Source organism: Vicinamibacterales bacterium, assembly GCA_036504215.1.
Taxonomy (GTDB): Bacteria; Acidobacteriota; Vicinamibacteria; order Vicinamibacterales; family Fen-181; genus FEN-299.
Window position 1 is genome coordinate 54,340 of sequence record DASXVO010000049.1, and the last position, 12,151, is coordinate 66,490.

Annotated in this window: 5 protein-coding genes; 4 read left to right on the top strand and 1 reads right to left on the bottom strand. The window is 68.4% G+C overall.

Annotated elements, in window-relative coordinates:
• Positions 1–7: 7 nt before the first annotated feature.
• Entirely contained in the window at positions 8–151 is a 144-nt protein-coding gene (locus VGK32_14380; GenBank protein HEY3382959.1) for a hypothetical protein, read from the bottom strand.
• A gap of 346 nt (positions 152–497) precedes the next feature.
• On the opposite strand from VGK32_14380, the gene VGK32_14385 reads away from it, so the two are divergent.
• The 4 genes from VGK32_14385 to VGK32_14400 form a co-directional block, all read left to right on the top strand.
• A complete protein-coding gene (locus tag VGK32_14385) occupies positions 498–728 on the top strand; it encodes a hypothetical protein (protein HEY3382960.1) in 231 nt (76 codons plus the stop codon).
• Entirely contained in the window at positions 729–10,199 is a 9,471-nt protein-coding gene (locus VGK32_14390) for a LamG-like jellyroll fold domain-containing protein (GenBank protein HEY3382961.1), read from the top strand. It abuts the gene before it with no gap.
• 251 nt (positions 10,200–10,450) lie between these two features.
• Positions 10,451–11,326, top strand: a complete 876-nt coding sequence (locus VGK32_14395) for a hypothetical protein (GenBank protein ID HEY3382962.1) — start codon at positions 10,451–10,453, stop codon at positions 11,324–11,326.
• Between the two features lie 563 nt (positions 11,327–11,889).
• Positions 11,890–12,151 (top strand): LamG-like jellyroll fold domain-containing protein (locus VGK32_14400; protein ID HEY3382963.1); only part of this gene is annotated, 262 nt, incomplete at its 3' end.

Below are 12,151 nucleotides of genomic sequence, written 5' to 3' on the forward strand. Positions count from 1 at the left end.
CTCGGTGCTAGCTCCCGAACTCTCCAATCTCCGCTTCGATCGCGCGGATCTCCCCGTTGACTCTCTGGATGCGCATCAGCTGGTCAAGGTCCTTCTTGCCCTTATCCACGACGCCGCCCACCGCCTTCGTCCCGTTGTGCAGGAACGACATCACGACTCCTTCGGGGCCGTTGCACTGAGTGGGAGCATCGCCCGGGCCGGCCCGCGACGAGACACTGTCCGTCAATCTGGACCTCGTCGCCATCGTCGCCGCCGCCGAGCGCGCCATGCAACCCGCGCGCCCAGCCCGCTCTCGAGACGCAGATCTCCCTGCAATCGAACATTTCTCGTGCAAGTCCATTCTCCGGCACTTCTCCCTGCCAGCATGCCGCATCGACATCTCCGTGGTGGCTGCAGCGCGTCGGGCTCGTCGCTGTCGATGATCGGACGGCCGAGTTCCTGCTGGCCCTCACGCCGCACACACGCGGACGGCAACCGTCACGAGGAAGGACGCGTTCATGTTGGCGAGACGGACCCTCCTGGCCTTGGCACTCATCCTGGTCTCTTCGGCGGCCGCGCTGGCGCAGCCGTCACTCGCCGTCAACGATGTCCTCCCGCCGGCGATTGTGACAGCGACTGCTGGCGGGTCCGTCTCCGTCCTTGTGTCGGGCGGGCCTGGCAGTCGGACGGACTGGATCGCCCTCTATCCCCTGGGCGCGTCCGACCGCGCTTTCCTCTCGTGGCAGTAATTGAGCGGCACGACGTCGCCGCCCGACACCGGCTTGCCGACAGCGGTGCTGACGTTTTCGGTGCCTGTCTCCGCCGGAGACTATGAGTTCCGCCTCTTTGCGAACAACGGATACTCACGCCTCACCACGAGCACGGTCGTGAGGGTCGCAGCGTCTCAGGCGCGAGTGGCCGTCAACGGAACGGCGCCCGGAACGCCCGTGACTGCTCCGGCGGGCGCAGAAGCGATCGTTGCTGTCGCCGGCGGTCCGGCGAACTCCACAGACTGGGTGGCCCTGTACGCCAGTGGAGGTCCGGACGCCGCACCGCTCTGGTGGCAGTACTTGAGCGGCTCTACGGCGCCACCCGCAAGCGGAGTGTCGGAGGCCTCTCTGAGCTTCGCTCTGCCGGTCGTTGCGGGAGACTACGAGTTCCGATTCTTCGCCCACAACACGTACGCGCGCCTGGCCACGAGCACCACGGTCACGGTTACCGCGTCGCAGGCGCAGCTCGCTGTCAACGGGGCGCCTTCGGGAACGCCGGTGACCGTGGCCGCCGGTGCGGGCACCAGCGTGGTGATCTCCGGCGGGCCCGGCAACGCTACCGACTGGGTCGGCCTCTACGCCGTCGGAGCGCCAGACACCTCGCTCCTCGCGTGGCGCTACTTGAGCGGAACGACCGCGCCGCCAGGCACTGGTCTCACCGAAGTCACTCTGCTCTTCGCCATGCCGACGGTCCCCGGCACCTACGAGTTCCGGTTCTTCGCGAGCAACGGGTACAGCCGGCTGGCGACGAGCGCCGCTATCACCATCCCGCCCTCGCCCGCACGGATCGCCGTCAATGGCGTGATAGCGCCCGCCACCGTGACCGCGGAGCCGGGCCAGGCAGTTGCCGTTCACCTCACCAACGCGCCCGGGAACGCAACCGACTGGGTTGCCCTGGCCCCCGTCGGCACGCCTGACACCGCGTACGTGGCGTGGCAGTACCTCTCCGGCTCGAGCACGCCACCCTCGGTGGGCATGAGTGAGGCCACCCTGACCTTCGCGATGTCCTCGACGATTGGCGCGTACGAGTTCCGGCTCTTCGCCAGCAACGGGTTCGCCCTGGTGACGAAGAGCGGAACCGTCGCCGTGCAGGCCGGACCGCAAGGCTGTGCCTACGCGCTGTCGCGGTCCACGCTGGCGACGTCATGGGCAGCCCGCTCTGACGGATTCAGCCTGACCACCGATGCCGCGTGCGCGTGGACCGTCAGCCATCCCTGGATCGACGTCACGAGGGCGTCCGGCCAGGGCAACGCCGCGATCGGGTTCGTCGTCGAAGCGAACACGACGGGCGTGCCGCGGCTGGGGACGATTGAGGCCGGCGGGCGCACGTTCACCATCAGCCAGGCAGCAGGGCCCTGCGCGCTCTCTCTGGCTCCGGCTTCTGCCGACTTGGCACAGACCGGAGGCGCGGGTAGCTTCATCGCGAGCGCGTTGTGGGGATGCCAGCGACCGGCGGTCTCGAACGCATCGTGGATGAGCGCCGGACGCCTGGGATACGCGAGCGTCGTCCTTTCGGACGCCCCGAAGGCCTATTGGCGGCTCTCCGACGTGGGGACCACGACGGCCGCCGACACCAGCGGGAACGGGATCGACGCGCAGCTCGCGGGCACCTATGTACAGGGCGTCGCGGCGTCGTTCGCAGATGGGGACGCCGCCACCTTCTTCTCCACGGACGGGTACGCCTACGTCGGTTACCGCACCGAGCTCGACCCTTCATCTGGCTCCTTCAGCCTCGAGGCCAGGGTGCGATTCACCGAACCGACCACGGGCACTATCGCGGGTGCGGTGTCCGACGTGTACGGCTACCAGCTGCAACTCGTCGGCAATCGCGCGCAGTTCCGGGCGGACTACTTCGACCCCGTCTTCAGTCTCGACAGCAGCGCCGAGCTGAACGACGGGACCTGGCACCACCTCGTCGGCGTTGCCGACGCCACGGCAGGCGAGGCGCGACTGTATGTCGACGGCCAGCTCGATGGAACGTCGCCCGCGACCGGTCCGGTCATCTTCGGCGGGGACTTCATCATCGGCGCCCGCAGCTACGCCAGCGAGGGGTTCATCACGGCCTCGATCGACGAAGTCGCGTATTACCCCCGGGCACTGACGCTCGAGCAAGTGTCGCGACACTTCAAGAGCCAGCACATGCCGCTGGCGAGCGACGGTCCGATCGAGGACGTCGTCGACTACGCGGCACAGGCCAACCCGACGGGCCTCACGCGCAACGGCGCGCTCTCGCTGGGCGACACGACCTTCACGATCACGCAGGCCGCCTTGCCCTGCAGCCTGACCGTCGCGCAGGCCGCCGCAACGGCGCCCGAACAAGGTGCGACCGGAACGCTGGAACTGACGGGCGTTCCCGGGTGCGGTTGGTCGGCCTCCACCGACACACCGTGGATCACGATCGGTCGCCAGCTGGACGGCTATCGAGGTCAGGTCCTTGCCGACGGCCCCTCGGCCTACTGGCGTCTGGACGACGAGGGTACGACAACGGCCGTGGATGCGAGTGGCAACGGTTTCGACGCCACCTACGAGGGCGGCTACCAGCAGGGCGTACCCGGCGCCACCGCCGACGGCGATCCCGCGACGCGATTCCCCTCCGGCGGATACGGACAAGTCCGGTTCTACCGTGACGGCACGACGGTCGCGCCGAGCGGGCCGCTGACATTCGAAGCGTGGGTTCAGTATCGCGGGCAGGGCGGCGGCACGGTCGTCAGCACCTGGAACTACAGTCTCGCCCTCGGACCGTCAGGGGCGAGCTTCTCGGCTACCTACGGGGAAGGACAGAAGGCGTTCGACCTCCAGGGCAGCCGGCCGATCAACGACGGCGCATGGCACCACCTCGTCGGCACCGTGGATACCGCGGCGCAGACGGCAGCGCTCTACATCGACGGCATTCTCGAGGCCTCGGCGCCGACCACCGGTTACCTGTACCGTGTTGAAGGCGTTTTCATTGGTCCCGCCGTCGCAGCGATCGACGAGGTGGCGGTCTATCCGGTCGTCCTGACACCGGAGCAGGTAGGCCACCACTACGACGCGCGCGTCTCGCCCGGCGGCGGCACCGGAATGCTCGAGTACATTGTCGCGCCCAACCAGACCATCGAAGCGCGCTCCGGCGTTCTGCACGTCGCCGGCGTGGCCGTTCCCGTGACACAGGCCGCCCGCCACTGCATCGACGTGACGCCGGCGGCGATTGACGTCGAGGCGTCGGGCGGCGCCGGCGCGATTGCCGTGAGCGCGATTTCAGGCGGATGCACGTGGCAGGCTGGCGCAGACGTGCGGTGGTTGAGCGTCGAGCCGACCGCCGGTACCGGGCCTGGCTCCGTTCAGTACACGGTTGCTGACAACGAGTCGGTCCTCAGGCGCATCGGCCACATCACCGTCAACGGGCAGGTCGTCACCGTGACGCAGGGGCCGGCCCCGCTGCGCCCACCGGCGCAGGGTTACTCCATTGCCGCCGGCGTCAGCCACACCCTGGCGGTCAAGAGCGACGGTACGGTCTGGAGCTGGGGGGCGAACGACTACGGCCAACTTGGCGACGGAACCGGCAGCGAACGGTTCACGCCCGGACAGGTGCCGTCACTCTCGCCGGTCGTCGCCGTGGCCGCCGGCTACCATTCGATGGCGCTGATGAGCGACGGCACCGTGTGGACGTGGGGCAGCAATCGCTATGGCCAGCTCGGTGCCGGCGCGATGGCGTACAGTCTCCAGCCCGTCCTCGTGACCGGATTGAGCGACGTGGTGACGATTGCCGCCGGGCGCTACCACAGCGTGGCGCTCAAGGCCGATGGTACGGTCTGGACGTGGGGCTGGAACCGCTACGGCCAGCTCGGCGACGGTACGACAACCAATCAGGGGGCGCCGATCATGGTACCGGGGCTCGCGCTGCCCGCCGTCGCGATCGCCGCGACGGGCGACCGTACGATGCTGCTCGAGGCCGACGGCTCGGTGTGGGGCTTCGGGTACAACGGCAACGGCGAACTCGGCGACGGGAGTCCCTGGCAGGCCGTCACGTGGCTGGCGCAGGCCGCCGGGCTGCCGCCGACCGTCGCGGGTATCGGAGCGGGCGGCGTCCACGCGTATGCCATCACCTCGCACGGACAACTCTGGGCGTGGGGCGCCAATGGCAGCGGCCAACTCGGAGACGGAACGAAGATCGACCGCCTGCAACCGGTGGAGGTGTCTGCCGTCGGACCGGTGAGGCAGGTCGTGGGTGGCGCTGCACACACCATCGCACTGCGCACGGACGGATCGGTGTGGACGTGGGGTTCGAACGACTCCGGACAACTCGGCAACGGCACGCCGGCATGCCCCTCGGGCGACTTCACCACTTGTTCGGCGCGGCAGGCCGTGCCAACGCCAGCGGCGGTTGCCGGCCCTGCCGACATCGTCGCCGTGGCCGCCAACGGCCGGGCGACGTTCGCCGTCGCTTCCGACGGCCGCGTCTGGTCGTGGGGCCTCAACGACGCGCGCCGGCTCGGTGACGGCACCACCGAGGCCCGCCCGTCGCCAATTCAGATCGCAGAGCCCGGATTCGCGTGGCGGACCGGCACGCCGATCCTCGAGGCCTCCGGCACGTACTTCGATCCGTTCCAGGTCCACGGGGGACCGACGACGTCCGGCGCGGTCCTGCGCTACACGACGAACGGCAACGATCCCACCGAGACGGATCCGATCTTCCCGGTCGAGGGCATCTTCATCGCCGAGACGACGACAGTGAAGCTGAGGGCGTGGGCGGACGGGCGGCCGCCGAGCAACGTGGCGTCCGCTACGTTCGTCTTGAAGGTCCGGACACCCGTGTTCGAACCCGCCGCCAGTCTGTCCACCACGCCTCAGACCGTGACGATCGCGTCACCGACTGCCGGGGCGTCCCTGTTCTACACGACCGACGGCAGCACGCCACAGCCCGGCGAGTCGTCGACGACGGCCTATGCGGGCGGCATTGGCATTAGCACGAAGACGCAACTGATCGCGATTGGTCGCAAGGCAGGCTGGGCGGACAGCGACGCGGCGATTGCCGACTACCAGTTCAACTACGGGAGGCTGGCAGCACCGACCATTACGCCGCCGTCGGGCACCTACGTCTACGGCGATTCGGTCGTGATCTCCGCGGATCCGATCGCCACCATCCGCTACACGACCGACAGCTCGCAGCCGACGTCCGCTTCGCTGGTGTACGGCGCGCCGATCGTGCTGACCGGACCGGTCACCCTGACTGCGATCGCGCTCCATCCCGACTGGAGCGACAGCCCGGCGGCCGTCGCGACGTTCGCCGCGAAGGTCGCCGCTCCGGTGTTCTCGCCGGGCGCCGGCAGCTACCCCGAAGGCTCGCGCATCAGCGTCGTGAGCACGACACCCGGAGCCATCATCCACTACAGCACCAACGGCCAGGAACCAGGTGTGAACGACCCGGTCGTCGCCAACGGCGGCTCGCTGGCCGTCGGCAACTACGCGCTGAAGGCGAGGGCGTTCCGCGCGGGGCTCCTGGCGAGCGACGTGACGACGGCCGGCTACTCGCGGGACGGCGACGCGTGCCGCCTGTCCGTGTCTCCGCCGGTCGTGACCGTCGGCGCCGAGCCGGCGGGCGGCCTGTTCACCGTGACTGCAACCGGCAGTAGCTGTTCGTGGACCGCCACGACCGACGCGTCGTGGATAGCACTCGACGGGGTGAACGGATCTGGGCCGAGCGGCCAGTTGGCCTACCACGTCGCAGCCAATTCAGGCCCGGCGCTGCGCGTCGGGTTCATTGCCGTCGGCGACATCGACGTGGTCGTGGTGCAACGCGGAACCGGTCTCTGCACGTCCAGCGTCTCGCCCGCGTCGATCGCGACAACGGCCGGCGCGACGACCGGAACGCTCGACGTCACGTTCGGTGACGCGGGCTGCACATGGAGCGCGTCGAGCGACGTTCCGTGGATCGCCATCTCGACGCCGAACGCCGCGAGCGCGTACGCACAGGCGGTCGTGGCCGACCAGCCTGTCGGCTACTGGCCGCTTTCTGAGCCCGCCGGGGCCACGACCGTCGCCGACGCATCGGGATACGGGCACGACGGGACGGTCACGTCGGGTGTCACGCTTGGCCAGCCGGGTGCACGCGGCGACGGCAGGACCTCGGCGGCATTCGACGGCGCCAGCGGCGCGGTGGTGATCCCGGCCGGCGCGGTACCGGAATTGGGTGCGTTCACCTGGGAAGCCTGGGTGAAAGTGCCAGGCGTCGCGGGCGCCCGCCGCGACATCGTCAGCTGGGGCGGCAGTGCCGGTGCCTTCAACCTGTGGATCGACGCCAACGCCAGCCAGGCGACGTTCGACCTGTTCCCGGCGGTCGGCAGCCGGCAGTCGGTTACGCTCGGGCCGACGGTGGTCGGTTCCGGATGGGTTCACCTCGTTTTCACAGCGGATGGCGCCGCGTGGCACGCCTACATCAACGGCACGGCCGTGCCATCGGGCGCGATCGCCGGTGGACTGGCGTCGAGCGCGGATCTCCTCGTGCTCGGCCGTGACGGCGTCGCCGCGCAGGCATGGTTCGACGGGTGGCTGGCCGACGTCGCCGTGTATCCGTACTCGCTCAACGCGGACCAGGTGTCCCGTCACTACGCGCTGCGCGAGGTGAGCGCAGCGGGCGCCGCGCCGCTCGCGTACGCCATCGAGGCCAACGACAGCGGTGCGGTGCGAACCGGCACGTTGACGGTGGCCGGCGTTCGGGTGCCCGTGAGCCAAGCGGCGGCCGTCGGTGTCTCAATTGTGGGGGGGGTGTCGCCGTCGCCCAATGCGGCCGGGTGGAACCACACGGCCGTCACGGTGTCCTTCACGTGCGCGGGAGCCGGCGCCGTCACGTGTCAGCCGCCGATGGAGGTGTCGCAGGACGGCGAGCAGGACGTCCAGGGCACCGCGTCGAACGATCTCGGCGCCACGGCGAACGCCACCGTGCACGTGAAGATCGACCGGACGGCTCCAGTGGTCGTGATCACCTCACCGTCGCTCGGCGAACTCGTAGTCGCGGGGCCGGTCACGGTCCGAGGCTCGGTCATCGACGGGCTGTCTGGGCTGCTCGGCGTGTCGTGCAATGGCACGGCGGCGACGGTGGACGACACGGGGTTCACCTGCCAGGTCGTCGTTCCGGCCGGCACGACGACCGTCGAGGTCCTGGCGACCGATGTTGCGTCGAACGTGCGACGGGCGACCATCGACGTGGCGACGGTGGAGGAGGCGGTCACCACGCCGCCGCTGGGCCTGCGGGTGTCGCCGGCGAAGGCGAGCCTGGTGATGGGCGCGAGCCGCGGGTTTACGGTGAAGGACACGTTCGGGCGCGTGCTGCCCGGCATCACGTGGTCCGTGGACGCCGAGGGCGTCGCGTCACTCGAGCCGACGGGCGGGGAGGTGACGGTGACGGGCGTGACGGCGGGCGTGGTCCACGTGACGGCCGCGTGGCAGGGCCTGACGGCCCAGGCCGAACTCACGGTGCTGGCCGTCGTCGGGACGACGTCCGAGGTGAGGACGCTGTGGTCGACGCCGCCGGTCGCCGGTTCGGTGCAGCGCATCGTGCAGGGCGCGACGCGGGCGGACGGCACGCACCGGATCTACACGTATGAGAGCCCGGGCGAGCCCCACAGCCACGACATGATCCGGGCGTTCGAGCAGGACGGCCGCGAAGCATGGACGGCCGCGGCGGGGGGCGCGGTGCTGCAGGTGTCGGGCGACCCGTCGGGCGGCGTGGTGGCGCTCGTCCACGACTGGGAGGCGTTCACGAACCGCTTGCGGATCTTCGGCCCGCATGGCGGCGAGGTAAGCGGATCCGAGGGCGTCGGCCCGTTTGCCATTCACCCGAACGGTCCGCTCTACTACGTGAACCAGGCCAACACCCTTGTCGGCCTGGACATCGGCCTGGGCGGTGGGCCGGGCGCGACGCTGTCTGGGACGCCCGGCTACCCGACGGTGCTCCTGGACGGGTCGGTGGTGGTGCCGAGCGTCGTGGATCCGGAGCAACTCCAGTTGACGTTCGTGCGGAGCACGGGGGCGGTGGAGACGCAGGTGGTGACGGTTCCGAACGGCGGGCTGTGGTCTCCGTACCGGGCGATCCCGAACGGCCAAGGGGGCCTCCTGGTGCAACTGATCCGGCGGCTGGTGTGGCCGGGCGGCGACTACTGGCGGTGGGACGCGGTGGTGGTGGGGGTGGACGCGAGCGGAGCCCTCACCGGGAGCACGGGGCTCGGGGCCGACTGGGGTGAGATCGTCGTGGGCGAGAACGGGACCATCGTGGCGACGTCGCAAGTGGAGTACTCCACGGAGCCGTCGTGGGGCGGCGGGGCCAAGCGGCATGTGGGGATGCTCATGCCGCTGCAGGCGAACGGCAATCCTGGCGGGCTGGCGAGCTTCTACGGTCCGTCCGGGTCGTGCGGGTGGATCTGGGACAACATCGGCCAGCAGTGGTTCTACAACGGCGACTGCGGCCAGCCGGTCCTCAGCATCACCTCGGTCGCGGCCCGCGGCAGCGAGCTGATCGTGACGCTGAACGACGGCCAGGTGCTTGCGCCCGGTCCGCTCGGGCAGATGCGGCTCTCGAATCTGGTGCCCGCGACCGACGGCACGTATCTCGGCGGCGGCGCGGGCGGCGCGAGCGCCGGGGAACTGGTGAACGTCGCGGTGACGTCGGAGGAACCGGTGTCGCCGCTCGGGGCCGAGTGGCCGGAAGGAGCCGGTAGCCGTCAGAGCGCATACAGCGCGAGCCCGCTCTCAGCCCTTAGAGTCATTGCAGACGTGGGGGACAATGAGAGTCGAGCCTTGGCGTTCGCCGCCCTGAAAGACGCCTTGGTGCAAGACCCGGCCGGCAGCATCGCCGCGTCGAAGCTTTCGATGACAAAGGATGGCTACGTCCAGGTCAACACCACCATAGGAGACTTCAAACGCTCTGGCACCATTGCTAGGAACCTCGGTGATCTGATGAATCGGCTGGCGCTGGACACGAGGGTCTTGGAGTTTGGCTTCACCAACGACGATCTTGGCCATTGGGGCGGTGCGCGTTCTGTGCCGCCCGGCCTCCCGGCTGGCAGCACCCCCTGCTCTGCCTACAGGCCCTGCGTACGGATGAATCTCGAGAACCTGAAGTCCTCCAATCGGGAGTTCACGATCGACACGAGCATCGGCGCCATTGGACAGCGCTCGTTGCGCTTCGAGGGACAGGACCAGAATCCTGCCTGGCAGGTTCGCGACTTCATCAGCGGAAGTGGGGAGACTCTCCACCTTCCCGTCGCAATGTGGCATGAGTTCGGTCACGAGTGGGGAGCGATCCATGGGCGGCGCATCGACACGAGCGAGACGGACAAAGAGGCCATCGATTGGGAGAACGTCATGCGTCTCGCCAGGTATCGGAGCTGCGGCCAGTACAACGCAAGGCGTATTAGGCACGACGCCAGAACAAGCGAGACACCGCTCGGGCTGCCGGCTTGCGTGGCCAAATAACGTCAATCGCTTTCACGGTGATGTACGACCTCTCGTGCGCCCGTGCGATCGTGGTGGGCCTCGGAAGATGGGTGCGGCGCGGTTGGATGACGCAGCAGCAACCATCTATGACGACTTGGGGCAGCGGCGGAGTCTATTGAATTCGAGCCGAGGCGGACCAGGAAATGAGGCGTCCCAGCAACTGAGTTTCCGCCTGGCTCGGCCTGCAACCCGAATGCCCGTGTGGAGTCGAATACACCAGGAGGCTTATCTTGCGTCTAAGAACGACCCGCCCGGCGTGGCCCGAGACGACAATCCTGTTTCTCGCCACAGCGAACTTCGGCCTCCTCTGGTGGACCGCGCACCAGACTCCCCATGGTGGCTGGGTTACCCCCTGGTACTGGGTCCTTGGCTTGGCGAACGAACCGTTCCGCATCCTGATCGCGGCGTTCTTCCTGGCGCTGGCTCGTCCAGGCTTCCGTCTGGCGGCCGTGGTCCTCGCCGCGCAGCCGCTGCTCTTCGTGGTCTACGGTTGCCTCGATGCCAATCACGTTCGATTCTGCTTCCAGCGTGAGCGTGCTGACGAGTACCTGTTGCTCGTCCAAGGGGCGCTTGCGGCGGCGGCCGCCTGTGCGGGCATTGCCCGCCTCTTGCGACGACGGCGATCGCTGCAGATCCTGCTGATGTCGCTGCTCGTCGTCCTGGCACTGGGCTGGCTCGCATCGACGGTCGCAACGGGGCGGTGCGAGGAAATCGTGGCAGACTGGTTGGCACGGGAAGCCCACGTCGGAAGGCCTTTCTACGTTGTGTCGAGCCCGCATGGATGGTCGACATCCACAGATGTCTTCCGTCGGGTGGGCGCCAGCTTCGTGTCCGCAGACAGTCCAGCCGGGGCCCGGCGGACGGTGGCCGGCGAAGCCGGCGTCAGTCCGGCAACGCACCCTTGGCCCTTCATCCTGAGGGTGGACTTCTACTACCGGATGGGGCCAGACGAAGGAGCGGTTGCAGGCCGAGCATTGTTCTTTGCGGGTCCCGGTTTCGCTGTGAGACTGAAGTCCATGGAACCTTGGTTACCGGTGATAGATCGATGGGTCCTGCAGACCACAATGTTCCCATGGATGAGGCTCGGGGGGGTGGGCTCACGATGACGATGAGCGCGACGCCGACGAGCCTCGTGCTGCCGACCGACATGACGACGAGTCTGGAAGGAGAAGATGAGACACGGACGGAAACCTGGGAGACGCGTGTTGGTTCCTACCTGAGCACCGGAGCGGCATTGGCTCTCTCACGCCTTGTACTGCTCATGTGGTCGTTTCATCGGTATGTCTCTCGTACCGTGACTGAGAGGGACTTGTATCTCTTGTGGGCTCTGTACCCCGAGAGCCTCCTGGGCCACCGTTGAAGGAATTGGAGTCGCGGCCGCCACATCGATCGCACAGGCCATCGGCGCCGGGCCCGCGCAGGCGGGCGAGATGTTCTCCGTGACGCCGGACCGAGAGCGGCCGCATCGCCGTCCGAACGCCCTCACCGAGTGAGCGGCTGCTCGGCCCCGGAGGGGGACGACACAGCCCACGATCATCGACGGCCTGCGTTCGGGAGAGTTCGGGAATACCGCCGTCTGACACGCGCCGCCGCCCGGTCTTCGCATCGCAGCTCGGACACCCCTACCACGTCGCGGCGAAGCAAGCAGTCGGTTACGCTCGAGCCGACGGTGGTCGGTTCCGGATGGGTTCACCTCGTTTTCACAGCGGATGGCGCCGCGTGGCACGCCTACATCAACGGCACGGCCGTGCCATCGGGCGCGATCGCCGGTGGACTGGCGTCGAGCGCGGATCCCCTCGTGCTCGGCCGTGACGGCGTCGCCGCGCAGGCATGGTTCGACGGGTGGCTGGCCGACGTCGCCGTGTATCCGTACTCGCTCAACGCGGACCAGGTGTCCCGTCACTACGCGCTGCGCGAGGTGAGCGCAGCGG

Bases quoted from the DNA above. Each gene is read 5' to 3' on its own strand.
- VGK32_14380 (HEY3382959.1), bottom strand. From the start codon at position 151: ATGTCGTTCCTGCACAACGGGACGAAGGCGGTGGGCGGCGTCGTGGAT.
- VGK32_14385 (HEY3382960.1), top strand. From the start codon at position 498: ATGTTGGCGAGACGGACCCTCCTGGCCTTGGCACTCATCCTGGTCTCT.